Annotated in this window: 19 protein-coding genes; 16 read left to right on the top strand and 3 right to left on the bottom strand. The window is 42.7% G+C overall.

The annotated features are described in order from the left end of the window. Both EAI95_RS02650 and EAI95_RS09950 read left to right on the top strand, forming a co-directional pair. Positions 1-732: an NAD-dependent protein deacylase gene (locus tag EAI95_RS02650; protein ID WP_129822112.1), complete on the top strand. Its 732-nt coding sequence runs from the start codon at positions 1-3 to the stop codon at positions 730-732. A 126-nt stretch (positions 733-858) separates the two neighbouring features. After that, the gene (locus EAI95_RS09950; RefSeq protein ID WP_173018597.1) at positions 859-1,836 is read left to right on the top strand and encodes a hypothetical protein; all 978 of its coding nucleotides are present in this window, start codon (positions 859-861) and stop codon (positions 1,834-1,836) included. A gap of 150 nt (positions 1,837-1,986) precedes the next feature. On the opposite strand, the gene EAI95_RS02640 is transcribed toward EAI95_RS09950, so the two are convergent. Further along, positions 1,987-2,760, bottom strand: a complete 774-nt coding sequence (locus EAI95_RS02640) for a hypothetical protein (RefSeq protein ID WP_129822111.1) — start codon at positions 2,758-2,760, stop codon at positions 1,987-1,989. 466 nt (positions 2,761-3,226) lie between these two features. On the opposite strand from EAI95_RS02640, the gene EAI95_RS02635 reads away from it, so the two are divergent. Beyond that, positions 3,227-4,192 (top strand): hypothetical protein, encoded by a 966-nt coding sequence (locus EAI95_RS02635; protein WP_129822110.1) that lies wholly within the window; start codon positions 3,227-3,229, stop codon positions 4,190-4,192. 30 nt (positions 4,193-4,222) lie between these two features. Here the strand turns inward: EAI95_RS02635 and EAI95_RS02630 are convergent, their stop codons facing one another. Together EAI95_RS02630 and EAI95_RS02625 are read right to left on the bottom strand one after the other, a co-directional pair. Further along, positions 4,223-5,155: a hypothetical protein gene (locus EAI95_RS02630; RefSeq protein WP_129822109.1), complete on the bottom strand. Its 933-nt coding sequence runs from the start codon at positions 5,153-5,155 to the stop codon at positions 4,223-4,225. Between the two features lie 9 nt (positions 5,156-5,164). Next, positions 5,165-6,073, bottom strand: coding sequence for a LysR family transcriptional regulator (locus tag EAI95_RS02625; protein ID WP_048689847.1), 909 nt, complete (start codon positions 6,071-6,073; stop codon positions 5,165-5,167). A gap of 141 nt (positions 6,074-6,214) precedes the next feature. On the opposite strand from EAI95_RS02625, the gene EAI95_RS02620 reads away from it, so the two are divergent. The 13 genes from EAI95_RS02620 to EAI95_RS02560 all read left to right on the top strand — a co-directional run bounded on the left by EAI95_RS02620 (position 6,215) and on the right by EAI95_RS02560 (position 20,000). Continuing rightward, positions 6,215-7,582: a DUF6688 family protein gene (locus EAI95_RS02620; RefSeq protein ID WP_129822108.1), complete on the top strand. Its 1,368-nt coding sequence runs from the start codon at positions 6,215-6,217 to the stop codon at positions 7,580-7,582. Positions 7,583-7,773: 191 nt separating this feature from the next. Next, positions 7,774-8,580: a dihydroorotate dehydrogenase electron transfer subunit gene (locus EAI95_RS02615; RefSeq protein WP_129822107.1), complete on the top strand. Its 807-nt coding sequence runs from the start codon at positions 7,774-7,776 to the stop codon at positions 8,578-8,580. A gap of 10 nt (positions 8,581-8,590) precedes the next feature. Continuing rightward, positions 8,591-9,529 (top strand): dihydroorotate dehydrogenase, encoded by a 939-nt coding sequence (locus EAI95_RS02610; RefSeq protein ID WP_129822106.1) that lies wholly within the window; start codon positions 8,591-8,593, stop codon positions 9,527-9,529. 376 nt (positions 9,530-9,905) lie between these two features. Further along, positions 9,906-10,598 carry an orotidine-5'-phosphate decarboxylase gene (gene pyrF, locus EAI95_RS02605; RefSeq protein ID WP_023023089.1) on the top strand — a complete coding sequence of 231 codons (693 nt, stop codon included), beginning with the start codon at positions 9,906-9,908 and terminating at the stop codon, positions 10,596-10,598. Positions 10,599-11,041: 443 nt separating this feature from the next. Beyond that, entirely contained in the window at positions 11,042-11,671 is a 630-nt protein-coding gene (gene pyrE / locus EAI95_RS02600) for an orotate phosphoribosyltransferase (RefSeq protein ID WP_129822105.1), read from the top strand. 62 nt (positions 11,672-11,733) lie between these two features. Continuing rightward, positions 11,734-12,603 (top strand): GNAT family N-acetyltransferase, encoded by an 870-nt coding sequence (locus EAI95_RS02595; RefSeq protein WP_238662885.1) that lies wholly within the window; start codon positions 11,734-11,736, stop codon positions 12,601-12,603. 39 nt (positions 12,604-12,642) lie between these two features. Further along, entirely contained in the window at positions 12,643-14,154 is a 1,512-nt protein-coding gene (locus tag EAI95_RS02590) for a glycosyltransferase family 39 protein (RefSeq protein ID WP_129822103.1), read from the top strand. A 25-nt stretch (positions 14,155-14,179) separates the two neighbouring features. Further along, positions 14,180-14,830: a uracil-DNA glycosylase gene (locus EAI95_RS02585; protein WP_129822102.1), complete on the top strand. Its 651-nt coding sequence runs from the start codon at positions 14,180-14,182 to the stop codon at positions 14,828-14,830. A 26-nt stretch (positions 14,831-14,856) separates the two neighbouring features. Continuing rightward, positions 14,857-15,321, top strand: coding sequence for an 8-oxo-dGTP diphosphatase (locus EAI95_RS02580; RefSeq protein ID WP_006596439.1), 465 nt, complete (start codon positions 14,857-14,859; stop codon positions 15,319-15,321). Between the two features lie 11 nt (positions 15,322-15,332). After that, the gene (locus EAI95_RS02575; RefSeq protein ID WP_129822101.1) at positions 15,333-16,601 is read left to right on the top strand and encodes a dihydroorotase; all 1,269 of its coding nucleotides are present in this window, start codon (positions 15,333-15,335) and stop codon (positions 16,599-16,601) included. 53 nt (positions 16,602-16,654) lie between these two features. Further along, positions 16,655-17,506: an SGNH/GDSL hydrolase family protein gene (locus tag EAI95_RS02570; RefSeq protein WP_129822100.1), complete on the top strand. Its 852-nt coding sequence runs from the start codon at positions 16,655-16,657 to the stop codon at positions 17,504-17,506. Continuing rightward, entirely contained in the window at positions 17,466-18,122 is a 657-nt protein-coding gene (locus EAI95_RS02565) for a YpmS family protein (protein ID WP_129822099.1), read from the top strand. The genes EAI95_RS02570 and EAI95_RS02565 overlap by 41 nt, the downstream gene beginning before the upstream one ends. 315 nt (positions 18,123-18,437) lie before the next feature. Next, positions 18,438-20,000 (top strand): 2-isopropylmalate synthase, encoded by a 1,563-nt coding sequence (locus tag EAI95_RS02560; RefSeq protein ID WP_129822098.1) that lies wholly within the window; start codon positions 18,438-18,440, stop codon positions 19,998-20,000. The last annotated feature ends 4 nt before the right edge of the window (positions 20,001-20,004 follow it).

The following is a 20,004-nucleotide window of genomic DNA, read 5'->3' as shown; positions in this document are numbered from 1 at the left end:
ATGGATAAACTGAAAGAGTTGCAAGAAATCATTGATCAGAGTCAACGGATCGTCTTTTTCGGTGGGGCAGGCGTCTCTACAGAATCCAATATTCCAGATTTTAGGAGTTCGGACGGCGTCTATAGCGTCACATTGGGGCGCCATTTTACTGCAGAACAACTGGTCTCTCATACCATGTTTGAGCGCTATCCAGAGGACTTTTTCGACTTCTATAAGAAATACTTGCTCTATCCAGATGCCAAGCCCAATGCAGCCCATCGCTATCTGGCTTGGCTGGAAGAGACCGGTAAGCTCAAGGCAGTGGTGACGCAAAATATTGATAGTCTCCATGAAATGGCAGGGTCTAAAAAAGTCTTGAAACTCCATGGTAGTGCCGACCGTAATTACTGTACGAGTTGCCAGCGATTTTATGATTTAGAGTCCTTTCTAGCTTTGGAAGGGCCTGTTCCACACTGTCTGGACTGTGGTAATGTCGTCAAGCCGGATGTAACCCTCTACGAGGAACCTCTCGATATGGACGTCTTTAGCCAAGCAGCCCAAGCCATCCAAGAAGCTGATTTGCTGATTATTGGAGGTACCTCCCTCGTCGTCTACCCAGCAGCCAGCCTGATCCAGTATTTCCAAGGGAAGAAGCTGGTCGTTATCAATAAGACCAGTATCCCACAGGACAAGCAGGCAGACCTGGTCATCGAAGGGAAGATTGGCCAAGTATTTTCGAAATTAAGACAATAAAAGAACACCTGAAGGAAGTAGAGGTTTACTTCTTTCAGGTGTTTTTATTAAGCGAGGCATTTTTAGCAAGTCTATAATAATGATGGTGATTATGATATAATGAAATAAATTTCCCAGGAGGAGAGTATGAAGAAGGTGAAGATTAAGAGGAAATATGTCCTTCTTGCTTTAGTTAGTCTGTTTTTTGGCTATATCGGTCTGCGCTATTACATCAAGCCTGAGTGGTTTGATTCAGAACATATCTACCATAGAATAAAAAATTATAAGCTGAAAGAACTCAAAAAACAAAAGAAGATCATTCAGTCTATCAATATTGAATTTTTCTATCGAAAGGATATTTCCATCCCATGGGAAGCTCACTGGGTTGAGTCGACAAGAAGAAATATTGACAGAAAATTAACGCCCATCATGCATGTGACTTTCACCGATAATACCAAGGCAGATATCCCAATTCAAACTTCTACTGAGGGTCCAGCATTTAGTCGCAATATGTTAAAAAGTGACTTGTACCAAAAACTGCTCTCCCGATTTCCTGGTGTTCAGAGTGATCATCAAGACAAACTACTTGAAACAGTGTTGATGTTTTATCCAAATGACACTCTCTACCAGGATACGGATCTAAAAGAGATAGTCAGTTTTCAATTTAAAGATCCCATCATTCAGACCGATCAAACTTATTATAAGTATGGCACAGAAACACAAAAAAGCATTTTCCCAATCTTTTTTGTGCAACAGAAGACTCAGCATGCAACATCAGATATGACAGAGTTTTTGGAGGATGCTGAGAAAAGAGAAAATAGAAATTATGTTGACTGGTTAAACTATCTTAGTGCTGAATTAGACGCTCATATAGATAATTATGGATACCGGCTTTATTATTCGGATGAATTCTCAAATCTACCATTAAATTTGATGCCAACTGGTAACCAGTTAAATATGACAATCACTTACACTATGGTAGACTATGGGGATGATGATGGTGTTTTTTATAAAGCTTGGTCCACTTCGAAAACTTACACCGAATCGAATAAAGATGAATATATTACTGAAATTTTAATACCAAATCAAAACAAGAGAGTGGGACAGAAATCGGTAATTCGTTAGAATTCGATTTCGTCGTCCCACCTCCGCATAGTTGAGTAGGGCTGTAAAAGCTGATGAAATCAGCGTAGTAGAGCCCACTCAACCACTGCGTCTTGCTCAACAATCCAAAAATAATTGAGAGGCTAGGACTTTTGTCCCAGCCTCTTGTTTTTACAGTAGGATGTTTAAAATAGGATCTGCAAAGTCATCATCAAACAAATTGATGTTAGAAAAATTATAATTCTTATCGATAGCTTTTGGGGCGATTCTTCCGATATTGAAGTCTTTTTTATTTTCCTTTATAGTGGCTGTTTTGGGCGTTTTTTTGATTAAATCCGGTAGTTCGTTAACGATTCGTTTGTATAATTGGCGAAAATCGTGACCAACCTCTTGTTTTAATTGGCTTTCCCGCTCATTGATCCTCCGATTGAGATCCTCTATATCGGGCTCAGACCAGTTAGAAGTAACCGTAAAGGAATACCCTGTAAAAGTAGCTGTATCCATATGTACTTTATAACCAGAAGAATGGGTTATAAAAGTATCTGTGTAAGCTTGTTGAATAGCTTCTAGTTCTTTTTCAGTAGGGATGTAATAGACTTCAATAGACTTAGACATTTCCTTTGTCTTATCCAGTATACTATCTTTTATATTCGTATCGAATTCAGCCTTTATTTTCTTCTCTACAATTTGATAAACATCTTCTAAATTGAATGGTTTATCAGCAGTGGAAAAAGTCTCTTGAAGAACAGCTTTATCTGTATCATTTTTCTTTTGAATGTGATAAACCAACTTATAGTTGGCATGAGGTTTTCCGTAAAACCATAAGATGGTTTTGCCTTGAGAAGAAATTTCTTTTCTCTCAATCTCTACTTCCTTGTTCTGTTCATCTACAAGCCTTATTTTTTCGGTAGAGTAGTTTTCAAGATTCTTTTCTGAAATAGTCACGAAATACATCTCGTTTGATTTTTGAAAATTTGAAGTGTTTTGGTCCTTATCAAACACTCCATTGTCAACAGTTCCAACGCTGATAGAAGGACTTAAATAGTAAATTAGTAACAACATCGAAATAAGAATGGAGAAAATCCATATCAGTCTTTTTTAATCTTTTTGCTCATACATACTCCGGTTACAGTGTGAGTTTTTTAAAAATAGCGGTTGTTAGAAGCATCGTTTCAACGATACCAGTCAAACATAGTGCCTCTATTTTAACATAGGTGATCAATATTATCTAGAGTCCTCATGGAACCTCAGATGTATGGAAAAGTCTTATTTTTGAAAAAAGAAATGGTTGCTTTTCGATTTAAGGAATTTTTGTTTCTGAATTTACTCTACATTTTGAAAATTGTTACTGATTATGGTTTAATGAAAAGAGATACTGTTGCAATGAAATAGATTTTCCTTGGAGGTGAGTATGAAGAAGGTGAAGTTTAAGAGGAAATATGTCCTTCTTGCTTTAGTTAGTCTGTTTATTGGCTATATCGGTCTGCGCTATTACATCAAGCCAGATTGGTTTGATTCAAAACATATCTATCATAAGGTATATGATTATAAGGTCAGTGACGTCAAACCTCAAAAAAAGGTCATTCAAGATATCAACATTGAATTTATCTATGATAAAGATGTTGAGAAACCTTCTGATGGTCAGTGGGAAGAGTCCACAAGAACAGATGTAAGATTATATGATAATGATTCTGTATTACATGTAACCTTTACTGATAAAAGTAAAGCAACTATTCCAATCTTTACCTCTAGAAGCGGCCCGGCTTTTAGTAAGGAAAGTATCGATTCACGACTATTAAAAAAACTATCTTATCGCTTTCCTGAATTGCAAGTGAATGAGAAAAGAAGTACGATTGAACTTGGCTCTGTCTTGATGCTCTATCAAGGCGATACCTTGTTTCAAATTCCTGAAGCAAGTACAGAGATTCAGTTTCAGCTGAAGAATCCGAAAACAGGGAAATTGCAAACCTATTATCAATATGGCGGTGCACCAGATTTTAATTATTTCCGCCCGGTATTTTTTCTACAGTATCAATCAAACTCAACAGCAGAGAATCAAGCATTCTTTGATGATTATGATCCTTCAAAAGAATTAAATTATTGGGATACACGCTATGATTTGGGTTCCAATACGCTAGATGTGAAGCAAGATTATTCTTTCTATAATTTATTTTATTCAAATCAATTCTCCAATCTTCCAGTCGGTATTAGTACAACCGGTGATACCTTTAAAACAACGATTACTGAAACCTATGTTATAGAGGATGTTGATGGAGGAGATAAGGCGGTCAAAGTTGTATCAAGGTCAAAAACCTATACAGACAAGATGACCTATACCACTGAAGTTCTTGATAAAAAACTAAACAACTCCAGGTAGCCAATTGAGCTATCTGGAGTTGTTGTGCGTTTAAGGATATATTTCTTCAATTGTATTAAGAATATCTTCCAACCCAATGATCCTTAGTCTATCAGAAGTCTTGTCTAATGATGGAGAATCACGATTAAAGCTTAAGGAAGCTGTCTGCTCTTCTGTTTCTTTCCGAGGTGTATCCTTGATCATTTCTGGCAGTTCTGAAACAACTGTTTTGAATACTTTTTTTGGATCATTCTTGAATTCTTTTTTTAGTTGGTCTTCACGATCATTTATTTTTTTGTTCAGCTCGTCCATATCTGGCGGTGACCATTTATAACGGATAAGAAAACGGAAATCAGAAGCATCAGCTTCATAGAATTCCAGAGTATAGGTCATGGATGAGTCCCAATAGGCATCAGCAATGGCCTTTTTCTCCTCATCAGTTGGAGTATAATAAGGGGAAATATTGGTCCAGTTAGAATTTAGTTTACTGTATATTTCTGTTTGGATGTTGTTTTTCAGATAGTTAGCAAGTAGATTCTCTCCTTCTTTTCGAACTTCCTTAAATTTAGTTCTATTTGAAGGTGTGGTGAAAGAGGATTCTGCTTTGGTATCTGAAAAACGATCTTCATAACTGAGTTTGTACTTGGTATTTGGTTTTCCCGCGAACCAGAGGGTGTTCTCTCCTTCTGAGTCGTTTTCAAATGTCAAAATACTTTGTTCCTTGTTATCTTGATCCAGGATTTTGACATCATCTAAAGATACGCGGTTGATGCCTTCGATACTAAATGTTAATGAATACCTATTTTCGGCTTCTTTATCTTCCTTTAATGGATACTCAGAATCAAAATAGCCATTAAAATCGGAACTCAAGGTAACTTGAGGGGGGATTTCGAATAGAGTCGGTATAGGATGAACATTAAAAAAAGCAATCAAACCAATAACAAGAGCTATACTGATAACAATAAGGGTTTTCTTTACCTTCATAGTCCCTCCTTATTTATCAAATTGGACTTCCTCAAGTAAGTATTCGATAAATTTTTCACCCATTTTAGAGAGGCTAGCTTTTTCGTGTTGGATGTAGACTAGCTCGATTGGGTCATCAATATCTAGCGGGATGGAAACGATATTGTCTCCGTTGAGGTTGCTGTTAAGGATACCGGTCGCAATGGTGTAGCCGTCCAGACCAATCAAGAGATTGAAGAGGGTGGCACGGTCACTGACAACGATGGACTTCTTGTGATGCTCTTGGGAGAGGATCTCTTCTGAGAAGTAGAAGGAGTTGTGGGTCCCTTGGTCGTAGCTGAGATAAGGGAAGTCTTCTAGATCTTCTAATTTCACCACCTCTTTGTTAGCTAGAGGGTTAGTCTTGCTGACGAAGATATGAGGTTGGGCAGTGAAGAGGTGGGTTGCCTTGAGGTGGCTGTCATCCAGCATTTTGGAGAGGACATCCCGGTTATAGCCGTTAAGGAAGAGGACACCGATCTCACTACGGAAGTTCTTGACGTCATCGATGATTTCCCAGGTTCTGGTCTCCCGTAGGAAGAGCTCGTATTTCTCCATATCGCTTTTCTTGAGGAGAGAGACGAAGGCTTCGACTACGAAGGCATAGTGCTGGGAGGATACGCTAAAGAGCTCCCGATTGGCTACTGGATTTTTATAGCGTTCTTCTAGGAGTTGGGTCTGCTCGACGACTTGACGGGCATAAGAAAGGAACTCCATCCCATCCTTGGTCAAAGTGATTCCTTTGGGATTACGGATGAAGATATCAATTCCCATTTCTTTTTCCAAGTCCCGCACAGCATTGGACAAGCTTGGCTGGGTGATGAAGAGTTGCTTGGACGCCTCATTCATAGAGCCTGTTTCGACGATTTTGATAATGTAATGTAATTGTTGGATTCTCATGCTTATATTTTAACATACTTTTGACAGAAAATCCCAGCTAGTATCAGTCTCTAGAAGGATTTTTCCCTATAAAACAGGTTAAGAATTGAAGGATTGAGTGTGGCTTGATAGAATGATGACAAATAGTGCTTAGGAGGCTTTATGAAAAGAATTGCTCAATGGTACAAAAAATGGAATCAGGAACTGGAGACCAAATTTTTAGCCAGTTTAGTAAAGATAAACTTTATGACCAATTTACTGATCTTTCTTGGTTTGTACGTCTTTCTAATCCTTGGTAGCTTGCCAGGAAATATCCAATCTTTGGGTTTCTGGAATGCTATTTTTGGAGTCGCAATATACAGTGTTACAATTCTTGTTCATGCCCTAGTAGTTAGTTATTTTGTTCCCAATATCTTTGTGATTCTGTATGCTATATCTTGCTGGTCTTCGATACAGGCCCAGACCTTGGAAAAGGAACTGGTCGGTGTCTATGAAGAGAAAGAAGAGGAAAAAATTAAACGAAGGGTTAACAATCGCAAGTACTTTGTGATCCTTTGGATAGGAGTCTTTGGCTGTATCCTGGAATCCTTCGTCATCTATCTGGTAAAGGATTTGACAGATTATGATTGGACCAAACAGCTCATCAATGAGCAGAAGCATACCATGATTTGGTCGGAGACTCTCCCGACGATTCTTGTTTTGGCACTGATTTCCTTCCTAGCTCTGGTCATCTATTCTTACCGAGATGCCAATTCCTTATCTCCACTTTTAAATATCTTTTGTATCAGTGGGATATTGATGGGATTGGTATTGTTAGCGGTGTTTGACATCCAGTTGCAAGTCATCGGTTGTCACACGGTCTTCTTGTTGGTTTATTCTATTAGTCTCCTGCGGACCAGGATAAAGGAGTGGGAGGGTGCTGATCCCATTAGGGTCTATGACAATCCAATTCTCCAGCGCTTTCACCTGATCCTCCACCAATCCAAACACTGGCCTTGGTTGGCAGTCGTCTTTGCCCTCCCCATGTTAGCAGTATTGGTCATGGTTCTCATGCTCTTTGGTCAACGTCCTGATAGCTTGGTCAAGGCCTGGACCAATACGGCAGATTGGACCTTCTCGGAAAAGATCCCTCCTCAGAATCTCATCATGGATGAGCACTATCTCTGTACGGTTGCGGCTAGTGGCCATGAAAAAGTTGTCAAGCCCCAACGGATGGGTGTTCGGCACGGTCATCCTGTAGTGGTGAATCGCCAGCTCTGTATTGCCAATGCCTTTGAGCAGGTTCTAGAAGAAAAGACGCCACGTTTCCATCGATTCCTGCGTCGTAATTATGACCGCTATGGCTATCCCTTTGCCAAACATATCAAGAAGAAATGGGCCATGGATATCATTTACTATCTGATGAAGCCCCTGGAATGGATCTTCTTGTTGGTTCTCTACTTGGTCGATCGCAAGCCTGAAAATCGCATCGCTTTACAGTATATCCCACCGGTACCAGAAGGGTTTTCTCCTGAACTAGAAGGGAAATGAGCGGAGCCATCGGGCTTCTACTTGACAAGCGACAAGGAGAGCGATATAATGAGACAAATTTAACCTTTAAGGGGTCCAGAGAGGCCTGCAAGGAAAGACAGAAAAAAGATCAGCGGACCGAGTCTAGCTGATCATTTGTAGGACCTTGCTTTTGCGAGGTCTTTTTTGCTGGAAGAAAGAAGAGGAAACCAATGGTCAGTGATAGCTGTAAGAAACGGTTTGGAAAAATCATGATGGAAGACATGGAGTTAATCGCTCAAGAAGAGATTGCGCCACGGATTTTTTCAATGGTCTTGAAGGGGGAAATGGTGGAGCAGATGCTACCGGGGCAGTTTCTCCATATCCGTGTACCGGATGACTCTAAGCTCCTCCGTCGTCCTATTTCTATCTCTGAGTTAGATCCAGACAGCCAGACCTGTCGCCTCATCTATCGGGTAGAAGGGGGAGGGACAGCCATCTTTTCTCACTTGCCTGTCGGTAGCTTCCTCAGCGTCATGGGTCCTCAGGGAAATGGCTTCGACCTAAAAGGTCTTGGTCAAGGGGCGCGTGCCTTAATTATCGGCGGAGGGATTGGAGTACCTCCTTTGGTTCAAGTGGCTAAACGGCTACATGAGCAGGGAGTAGAAGTTGAAGTGGTTGTCGGCTTTGCGACCAAAGAAGCCGTCATTTTGGAAGAAGAACTTTCTCAGGTTGCTCATGTTACTGTAACGACAGACGATGGGACTTATGGTACCAAGGGTTATGTGTCAACAATCGTTGATCAGATGGACCAGGAGTTTGACGCTATCTATTCTTGTGGGGCACCTGGCATGCTCAAATATGTCAATACCAAATTCCATGACCATCCTCGGGCCTATATTTCAATGGAATCCCGTATGGCCTGTGGGATGGGAGCTTGCTATGCCTGTGTCGTTCATCTGGAAAATGCAAGCCAAGCAGCCAATAAACGCGTGTGTGAAGATGGTCCAGTCTTTGAAACTGGTACGATTGTGATGTAGGGAGGAAAGTATGACTAGTAATCGATTAGCTGTATCCTTACCAGGATTAGACTTGAAAAATCCCATTATTCCTGCCTCCGGCTGTTTTGGTTTTGGCCAAGAATATGCCAAATACTATGACTTGGACTTATTAGGATCCATTATGATCAAGGCAACGACAGCTGAGGCTCGTTTTGGCAATCCGACACCACGTGTCGCAGAGACTCCTGCAGGAATGCTCAATGCCATTGGTCTCCAAAATCCAGGTGTCGATGTCGTTCTCGCAGAGAAACTCCCTTGGTTAGCCCAGCATTATCCAGATCTACCGATTATTGCCAACGTAGCAGGATTTTCCAACGAAGAGTATGCGAAGGTATCGCGGAAGATTTCTCAAGCACCCAATGTCAAGGCCATCGAGCTTAATATCTCTTGTCCCAATGTGGACCATGGGAATAACGGGCTTTTGATTGGTCAGGTTCCTGAGTTGGCCTATGATGCCGTTAAAGCAGCAGTAGAGGCTTCGTCTGTCCCCGTCTATGTCAAGCTGACCCCGAGCGTAGCAGATATCACCCAGGTAGCCAAGGCTGCTGAAGATGCGGGCGCTAGTGGCTTGACCATGATTAACACTTTGGTGGGGATGCGCTTTGACCTCAAGACTGGCAAACCCATTATTGCCAATGGTACGGGAGGTATGTCAGGACCAGCTATCTTCCCAGTAGCCTTAAAGTTAATTCGCCAAGTAGCCCAATTCACTAAACTTCCAATTATAGGAATGGGGGGTGTAGATTCAGCAGAAGCAGCGATTGAAATGATGATTGCTGGCGCTTCTGCGATCGGTGTCGGCACTGCCAATTTCACCGATCCTTATGCTTGTCCAACGATCATCGAAGCCCTGCCGCAGGTCATGGATCGATATGGCATTGACACTCTTGAGAACTTACGAAAACATGTTCGAGAAAATCTATTATAAGGATTATCATGAAAATAAAAAATGCCTGCTGGCTACAACCCCAACAGGCTACTGAGTAAGCTACAACTGAAACAACCCTTACTCAGCATAGCAAAAATTTTACAGGAAAAACGTTTATTCGTCAATCTTTTAACATGTTTATGAATCTTTCCTAGTCGAAAGATGAAAAAGACAGATGGAATCCGAACGTTTTATGATTATTTCTTGACTTTTCTTTAATATCGTACTACAATGTAGAAAAACCTTTAAAGTGGTCCAGAGAGGCTCCTAAGGTCTAGACGGTGAATCAGGGTAGATACTACCTAATTTTCGTGTAACCTTGCCTCGGGCAAGGTTTTTTTGTGGAAAAAATGTCACCCATTAAAAGGAGAAACCCATGCGTGAAGAACGTCCCATCATCGCCCTTGACTTTCCAGCTTTTGAAGATGTAAAAAACTTTTTAGAACATTTCCCAGAAGATGAAAAACTTTTTGTAAAAATAGGAATGGAATTTTTCTATGCAGTTGGACCAGAAATTGTCCACTATCTGAAAGGTCGTGGCCACAGTATTTTCTTGGATCTAAAATTGCACGACATCCCAAATACGGTTAAGTCAGCAATGTCTGTCCTTGGCACCTTTGGTGTGGATATGGTGACAGTTCATGCGGCCGGCGGTGTAGAGATGATGCGCGAAGCTAAAAAAGCACTTGGGCCAGGGGCCAAGTTGGTGGCGGTGACTCAGTTGACTTCTACCAGTGAAGAAGACATGCGTGATTGCCAAAACATCCAAACCACTGTCCAAGAATCAGTAGTTAATTATGCCCGAAAAGCACAAGAGGCTGGTTTGGACGGAGTTGTTTGTTCAGCCCATGAAGTTGATTTGATCAAGAAGGCTACATCAGAAGAGTTTGTCTGTGTAACCCCAGGTATCCGTCCTGCGGGAGCAGAAATTGGTGACCAAAAACGGGTCATGACCCCACAAGAAGCCCACGCCATCGGTTCAGACTACATTGTCGTTGGACGTCCGATTATCCAAGCAGAAAACCCATGGGATGCTTACCATGAGATTAAGAGACAGTGGAATAGTTAAGAAGGTCTAAGAAGCTGTGCTTCTAAGACCTTCTATGGGAAGCCCGATAGGGCCTTCCCTAAACTATTCACTAACTTGTTTGAAAGAAAATTATCGTTTCTTTCAAACAAGTGTCGGAACTCTGAAAAGTCCGATGGGACCTTCCCTAACGCATTCACTAGATTAGAAGAAAGAAAAATATAGTTTCTTTCTTCTAATCGTCGGAATAATATGGTCTACTAAAAGTGAAACTTTTGTAGCTATACGGTAAGTCCGATAGGACCTTCCCTAGACTATTCACTAACTTGTTTGAAAGAAAAATATCGTTTCTTTCAAACAAGTGTCGGAACTCTGAAAAGTCCGAAGGGACTTTTCCTAACGTATTCACCAACCTATACTGTTATTGTTTAAAACTATTTCCTATTTAATTCGTATTCGATTAAAATCGTAAAAAAGGAGTTATCATGTCATTAGCTAAAGATATTGCCAGCCATCTTCTAAAAATTGAAGCCGTTTATTTGAAACCAGAAGAGCCTTTTACTTGGGCTTCTGGAATCAAGTCCCCTATTTATACAGATAATCGTGTGACCCTCGCTTATCCTGAAACTCGTACCTTGATTGAGAATGGATTTGTAGATAAAATCAAAGAAGCTTTCCCTGAAGTAGAAGTGATTGCTGGAACAGCAACTGCAGGGATTCCTCACGGGGCTATTATTGCTGACAAGATGAACTTGCCTTTTGCCTACATTCGTAGCAAACCAAAAGACCATGGTGCTGGAAACCAAATCGAAGGCCGTGTACCACAAGGTCAAAAGATGGTAGTGGTGGAAGATTTGATTTCTACTGGTGGGTCTGTCTTGGATGCTGTCGCAGCTGCGAAACGTGAAGGAGCAGATGTCCTTGGTGTGGTGGCTATCTTCACCTACCAATTGGAGAAGGCAGATAAGCAATTTGCAGAAGCTGGTGTCCAACTCGAAACCTTGTCTAACTACACAGAACTGATTCATTTGGCAGAAGAACAAGGTTATATTACTTCTGAAGGTTTGGAACTGTTACGCCGTTTCAAAGAAAACCAAGAAACCTGGCAAGACTAAAGTATAATGGAGGAGGGCCAACGCTTGGCTCTCCTTTTGTTTTTGTGATGAAAGGAAATTTTATGGAGCTTAAAAGACGGATTCGTCTGAGTTTAGAAGAAAAAAAGCAGTGTGAACAACTTGTGAGAGCCTGTCACCAAATTGACCATACTTATCGCTTGCCCTATTTGGATAATCTCTACAATGCTGATCCTACGATGCCAGCCTTTATCCTTGCATTGGTGGAGGAGCAGCTAGTTGGATTTTTGTCCATCTATGCGGATGAACCCAAGGAAGCAGAGGTTCAGCTCTTTGTGACACCTTCTTTTCGTAGACAAGGGATTGCCCGTTCCTTGTGGGATGATTTCAAGAGCTTGGCAGAGGAGTACCAATTGGAAAACCGCTTGTATGTATCAGAACTTCGCTTTTTGGACCAGCACCCAGACTTACTTAGCCATTTTCATTTAGTGGAGGCAGAGGAGGAAGACCACGAACTGTGGTTGGAGGCTCCATGTAAAGTCACTGACCATGAGAAGAGAGAAGGGCTGATGGTGTTGGAAGCTGAGGAGTCCATGCTCCAAGAGATCGCGCATTTTCAATCCAAGGCTTTCGAGACGGATCTTGACTATGCCCTCAAGTATGCGACCGAGTCTCTCGAGGGGCTGGATACCCGTCTCTTTGTCTTGCGTGACCAAGAGCAAGTTCTTGCTTCTGTTACGGTGGATCTATCTCAGGGAACGACCTATTTCTTTGGATTAGCCGTTGACCCGGATCATCTCCGTAAAGGGTACGCACGCTATCTCTTACGAAGTGTGATGAATCAGATGGCTGCAGAAGTGGAGCAGCAATTTCAGATTGTCGTTGAAAAAGAGAATCAAGCAGCCCTGAGTCTTTATCTAAGCCTTGGCTTCATCATCCAAACTGAAGTCCTCTATTTGATGGAAAGCCGATAGAAACCAGCTAAATCACTATTTTTTTGCTATAATGGAGCTATGTTAGTAAAAAGTAAAAATATCTTATTTGGATTGCTCCATCTGGTCATGTTGCTCCTGATGGTGCACTGGTTTGTCATTAGTGTCGTCTACCTAAAAGATATTTCGGGATGGGGACTTGTAGTTGGGGGACTTGTCTTTCTCCTAGCTTATCTTGGTCGCTCCTATCTCAAAAGAGCCTTTGCCTGGTTGATGAAACACAAGACTGGATTGATGCTGGGAGCGATTCTGGTTCAGATTGTTTTTATGCTGTCTGCGGAACTCTTTATCCGTCGGGATGCTGCAGTTGTCTATACGGGAGCCTTTGGCCTTCTAAAAGAGTCCTCCATTTCTAGCTACCTGAGCCGGAATCCCAATAACCTTCCCTTGTTCTTGTACGAACGCTTTTTCTACCAAATCTTTGGTGGGGCAGGCCTCTGGGTCATGCAGATTCTCAACATAGTATTTGTGAATGCAGGAGCTATCTTCTTGTATCGTTTAGGGCTGAAACATTATGACCAAAAAGTAGCAGACTGGGTGTATACGCTCTATGTGGTCTTAATCTGTTACTCGCCTTATTTTTACTCCATGTACACGGACATTCCGCCTCTTCCTCTCATCGCCTTGCAATTAGGGCTAGCCTTGGATCTCTTAAAAGGGGGCGACAGTGGTGCACAATGGAAAACATCCTTGTGGCTTGGCCTCTTATCAGGGCTTACTATGCTGATCCGTCCGACGACTATTATTGTCGTGATGGCCTTTTGGATGGTCCTCTTCTTTAAAGGGCAGTGGAAGGTCTTTGGAAAAGTCTTTGCTTTAACCCTTTTATCAACCGGTCTGGTCTTTGGAGCTCTGAATACAGCTGTCAAACACCAAACGGCTGTTCCTATTTTAAAAGGGGAAGGTCTGGCTAAAGGACCGCTCTTGTTTATTAACTTGGGCTTGACGGATATTGGTCACAACCAAGCAGATATGAAAGAGGGTCTCTTGAAATATGTCGATGAAGATAAGCGAGACGAGTACAATAATGGGATGTTCAAGAACGAATATATCATGAAAGAAATCAAACGGCGCTTGAAGGAATATGGTCCGATTGGACTCCTGGGACATCTTTATACAAAGCAATCCTTGACAGTGGCAGAAGGGACACTTGGTTGGCTCTATCGGGATGTTGAATACGAAAAGACTCCGGTCATTAACCCTCTTTACGAGCCTTATACCAAGGATTTACCAGTTGCCAAATGGATTCGTACCTACTTCTTAAGTACAGATCGTCCTCAGTACCGTTTTTATGAGTTCGTCAAACAGTTGGTTTGGATTGTGATGGCGGCTGGCCTAGTTCTAGTCTATCTCAAGAAGAAGAACGATGACGAATTCCACTTCCTATCGCTTGCTGTCTTTGGTGGTCTTCTCTTTTTGACCATCTTTGAAGGTGGCAAGACTCGTTATCTGATCCAATTTCTACCACAAATTCTCTTGTTAGCCTCTATTGGTTTGGCTGCTGGTCCAAGGAAATCCCAAGAGAACGGTTAATTATTTTATGCTGTAAGGAGAAGCGATGGAACATTCAAGATGGCACCAATTGCTTAAGGAGCAGCTTCCAGAGGGCTACTTTAAGCAAATCAATCAATTTTTAGATCAGGTCTATGCATCAGGGACCATCTACCCACCTCGTGAAAAGGTTTTTCAGGCCTTAAAGACAACGAATCTGGAAGAGGTTAAGGTTGTGATTCTGGGTCAGGATCCCTATCACGGTCCTAGTCAAGCGCAGGGGCTCAGCTTTTCTGTACCGGATGACATCCCAGCACCTCCATCCTTGCAAAACATTTTAAAGGAGTTGGCGGAAGATGTGGGGCTTAAGCCTTCCCATGACTTGACACCTTGGGCAGAGCAAGGGGTTCTCTTACTTAATGCCTGTCTGACGGTACCTGCTAGCAAGGCCAATGGGCACGCTGGCCTGATTTGGGAAGAATTTACAGATGCAGTTATTCGCCTAGTCAGCCAAGAGGATGAGCATGTTGTCTTTATTCTGTGGGGTGCCTATGCTCGGAAGAAGAAGTCTTTGATTGATGCAAGCAAACACTTGATTATTGAAAGTGCCCATCCCAGTCCCTTATCGGCCTATCGCGGTTTCTTTGGCTCCCGTCCTTTTTCAAGGGCTAACGCTTATTTAAAGGAGATGGGTCGCGAGCCGATTGATTGGCTGTGAAGTTAGGAAAATAGAAAGAAGAAATAATGCCACAGTTAGCTACAATTTGCTATATCGATAATGGAGAAGCGTTTTTGATGCTTCATCGCAATAAAAAGCCCAATGATGTCCATGAAGGAAAATGGATCGGAGTTGGTGGAAAATTAGAACGCGGGGAAACTCCTCAAGAGTGTGCTGCTAGGGAAATCCTTGAAGAAACGGGTCTAGTTGCTAAGCCAGTTCTAAAAGGAATTATCACCTTCCCTGAATTTACACCTGACCTGGACTGGTACACCTATGTCTTCAAGGTGACCGAATTTGAAGGGGAGCTCATCGAGTGTAACGAAGGGACACTGGAGTGGGTGCCTTATGATCAAGTCTTAAGTAAGCCAACTTGGGAAGGGGACCACACTTTTGTCGAGTGGCTCTTGGAGGATAAACCCTTCTTTTCAGCTATGTTCCGCTATGATGGGGATCGCTTGCTAGAGACCCATGTTGATTTCTATGAATAAAGGAGTAGAAGATGTTAGTCATTAAAAATGGTCGGGTAATGGACCCAAAAACTGGTTTGGACCAAGTATGTGATCTCTTAGTAGATCAGGGGAAAATTGTGGAAATAGGTCCATCTCTTTCTTATGAAGGAGCCCAAGTTATCGATGCGAGTGGCAAGGTGGTAGCGCCAGGTTTGGTGGACATTCACGTTCACTTCCGGGAACCAGGTCAGACCCATAAGGAGGATATTCACACTGGGGCTCTTGCAGCTGCAGCTGGTGGTTTTACGACAGTCGTCATGATGGCCAATACCACTCCAACCATCTCGGATGTCGAGACCTTAAAAGAAGTCTTGGATTCTGCTGCTAAGGAAGCCATCCATGTCAAGACCGTTGCGACGGTTACCAAGAACTTTGATGGCCAACATCTCACCGACTTTGAAGGCTTGTTACAAGCTGGAGCTGTCGGTTTCTCAGATGATGGGATTCCGTTGCAAAGTACAAAGGTAGTCCGTCAGGCCTTGGAAGAAGCCAAACGTCTGGGGACCTTCATTAGTCTCCACGAAGAAGACCCAGAGTTGAACGGCATTCTGGGACTCAATGAGCACATTGCTCGGGAGCACTTCAAGGTTTGCGGAGCCACTGGTGTGGCAGAATACTCTATGGCAGCGCGTGATGCTATGATTGCTCACGCGACTGGTGGCCACCTCCACATCCAACACCTCTCGAAAGCAGAGAGTGTCAAGGTTGTCGAGTTTGCCCAAGCAATCGGTGCTCCTGTTACAGCAGAAGTAGCTCCTCAGCATTTCTCTAAGACCGAAGACCTCTTGCTGTCTAAGGGAAGCAATGCCAAGATGAATCCGCCTCTTCGTCGGGAAGAGGACCGTCGCGCAGTCATCGAAGGCTTGAAGTTAGGAGTCATTACCGTAATCGCAACGGACCACGCGCCTCATCATGCGGATGAAAAGAACGTAGCCGATATCACCAAGGCTCCTTCCGGCATGACAGGATTAGAGACCTCTCTATCGCTTGGTTTGACCTATTTAGTCCATGCAGGAGAGCTTGGCTTGATGGAACTCTTAGAAAAAATGACCTATAATCCCGCTAAATTATATAATTTTGAAGCGGGCTATTTGGAAGTCGGTGGACCAGCGGATATTGTGATCTTTGATCCGGATGCTGACCGTTTAGTGTCTGATCATTTTGCTTCTAAGGCAGCCAATTCCCCGTTTGTCGGTGAATCTCTCAAGGGACAGGTAGCTTATACCATCTGCCAGGGCAAGATTGTCTACCAAGCCTAAATCTGAATAAAAAATAAGAAAGTCAAATTGAAAGCTGGACGAATGAGGAGTGTATGAATAGTAGAAAAATACTAGAGATGATCTTATATTGTTTGGTCACTTTTCTGGTCTGCTTTTTTCTGGTCAATTGGCTCCTTCCTTCGGCAGAACCAGTGATGACCAAACCGTCAACAAGTGCCAAAAAGGAGGTAGTCACCTATGTAGCGATTGGGGATTCCTTGACCAAAGGCGTAGGAGATAGCACCAATCAAGGAGGTTTTGTCCCTCTGCTCGCTCAGAGTTTGACCAATGAATCCGGTCTTGAATTCAAAGCGATCAACTATGGTGTTTCTGGTAACACGAGCGGTCAAATTTTGTCACGTATGCAGGAGAAAAAGGAGATTCGAAAAGACCTGAAGAAGGCTCAGTTACTGACGATTACTGTCGGGGGCAATGACCTGCGAAAGGCCATTCTTGAGGATACCAGTAACTTAGATCTGGACCGCTTCGAAAAAGCATCGAAGACCTATGAGAAAAATCTCAAACAGATTATCGAATTTGCCCGCAAGGACAACCCGGATCTGCCCGTTTACGTGGTGGGGATCTATAATCCCTTGTATCTCAATTTCCCCGATCTAACGGAATTGCAGACCCTTGTCGATCAGTGGAACCAAAGAACGGAGGAGACCCTCTCTGCCTATCAAGGCGTCTACTTTGTTCCGATCAATGACCTCCTCTATAAGGGCATTGATGGCAAGAGTGGGGTGACAGAATCCGAATTAGGAAAAGAGACTGTGACCAATGATGCCTTGTATGATGAGGATAGTTTCCATCCCAATAATACTGGCTATGAGATCATGAAAGAAGCCGTACTGGAGAAAATACATGCAACTGAGAAAAAATGGTTCGAGCGAGAAGAAGGTTAAACCAGCAACCACAGGACCTCATTTTAAGGAGAGACGAGGAAAAACGCCGATTAACATCTGGAAATGGCTCTTTCTAGGCTTGGTCAGTTTCTTGCTGGCAACAAGTCTAGTCGTATGGACTCGTTTCTCAACGGTACGAGAGGATGTCCAGCAACTACAGACTCCTAGCCAAGGAGGAGATGTCAAGATCGGCAGTATGACCACAACTAGGGCTCAACTAAATGAAACCATCAAGGTCATGCTTAAAAGTTATCATTTGAGTGATTATCAACTGTATGCAGACAACCAACAGATGTTACTAGAGGGGAAGATGGACTTTTTAGGAAAGGAGTACCCGCTCTATATCTATTTCCAGCCAAGTAAGCTAGAGGATGGGAGTATCCTCCTGACCCTCAAGGATTTTTCGGTTGGGACCTTGAAATTTCCTAAGAAGACCGTGATGCAGGTGCTGTCTACAAACAAGGATCTACCTGACTTTGTAAAAATTGATAGCAAAGAAGCGACGATCAAGATCGAGCTTGCTAAGATTAAAAATGAGATGGATTTCTATGTCAAGGCCAATACCATTGATCTATACAATGATCAAATCATCTTTGATCTCTACAGGAAAAAATAAGAAGATCAGGCGAAAGTAAGAAAGCGACTTTCGCCTTTATTTTGTTTCTATTCAAAAAATTCAGAATATTGTAGAAAATTCTTGACATTCAATTTTTCCTATGCTAAAATACTAAACAAGACATCAATCAAAGGAGAAAAGTCAAACATGAAAACAGCTAAGTTTATTCAATTTGCTTTGTTGTTGAGGTACTCGGGCTAGTGCAAAAGCATTAGTCCTGTTTGGCTTACCAAGCGGGAGTAACAAAACATCTCGCTTAGGTAACTGGCGAGATGTTTTTATTTTATTCACTATGTTTAGAAAAGAGGAGACCCTATGCGTAAAGTTGAATTTTTAGATACCAGTCTTCGGGACGGTGAACAGACTCCAGGAGTCAATTTCTCCATTAAAGAAAAGATTGCCATTGCCAAGCAATTGGAAAAATGGGGCATTTCTGCTATTGAAGCAGGTTTTCCTGCAGCCAGTCCGGATTCCTTCACAGCTGTGCAAGAGATTGCGAAGGTCTTGACCAAGACTGCTGTGACAGGTTTGGCTCGCTCCGTTAAATCCGATATCGATGCTTGCTATGAAGCCTTGAAAGACGCCAAGTATCCGCAAGTTCACGTCTTTATCGCAACGAGTCCCATTCACCGGGAATTTAAACTCAACAAGACCAAGGAAGAAATTCTTGCAGCGATCAAGGAACACGTTTCTTATGCGCGTTCTAAGTTTGAAGTTGTTGAATTCTCGCCCGAAGATGCGACACGGACGGAATTGGATTTCCTCTTGCAAGTTGTCCAGACTGCAGTCGATGCTGGTGCTAGCTACATCAATATTCCTGACACAGTCGGTTTCACGACACCAGCAGAGTACGGAGCTATTTTCAAATACTTGATCGACCATGTCAAGACAGATCGTGAGATTATCTATTCCCCTCATTGCCATGATGATCTAGGAATGGCGGTGGCTAATAGCCTCGCCGCTGTCAAGAATGGAGCTGGTCGTGTCGAAGGAACCATCAATGGCATCGGGGAACGGGCTGGAAATGCTGCACTTGAAGAAGTAGCGGTCGCCCTTAATATTCGCGAAGACTATTTCCAAGTGGAGAGTCCGATTGTCCTTAATGAAACCATCAACACCTCTGAGTTGGTCTCTCGTTACTCTGGGATTCCAATTCCTAAAAACAAGGCAGTGGTTGGCGGCAATGCCTTCTCACACGAGTCTGGGATTCACCAGGATGGAGTCCTTAAAAATCCTCTTACCTATGAAATCATCACTCCTGAGTTGGTGGGTGTCAAGAGCAATAGCCTCCCTCTTGGAAAATTGTCTGGTCGCCATGCCTTTGTAGAAAAACTGCATGAGTTGGGACTGGAATTCACAGAAGAAGACATCCAGCCATTGTTTGCTAAGTTCAAATCTCTGGCAGACAAGAAACACGAGATCACTGATGCCGATATCCGCGCCCTTGTTGCCGGTACAGCAGTGGAAAATCCAGAAGGCTTCCACTTTGATGATCTTCGTCTCACAACCAATGAAGATGAAAGCATCACTGCAGCAGTCAGTCTGAAAAATGAAAATGGTGAAATTCTTGAATACCTTGCCAAAGGTCAAGGTTCAGTGGAAGCAATCTTTAATGCTATTGATCAATTCTTCCATCAAGAAGTTCGTCTGACTTCCTACACTATTGATGCGGTGACAGATGGGATTGATGCCCAAGCGCGTGTACTGGTCACTGTTGAAAACGAAGCGACGGATACCATCTTTAATGCTTCTGGTTTAGACTTTGACGTATTGAAGGCGTCAGCGATTGCCTATATCAATGCCAATACCTTGGTGCAAAAAGAGAATGCTGGAGAGATCGGTCACATTGTATCCTATCGTGATCTACCAGATGCTTAAAGGA

The sequence above is a fragment of the Streptococcus sp. bf_0095 genome (genome assembly GCF_004166885.1).
Classification (GTDB): Bacteria; Bacillota; Bacilli; order Lactobacillales; family Streptococcaceae; genus Streptococcus.
This window is presented reverse-complemented; position numbering and strand designations above follow the sequence as displayed.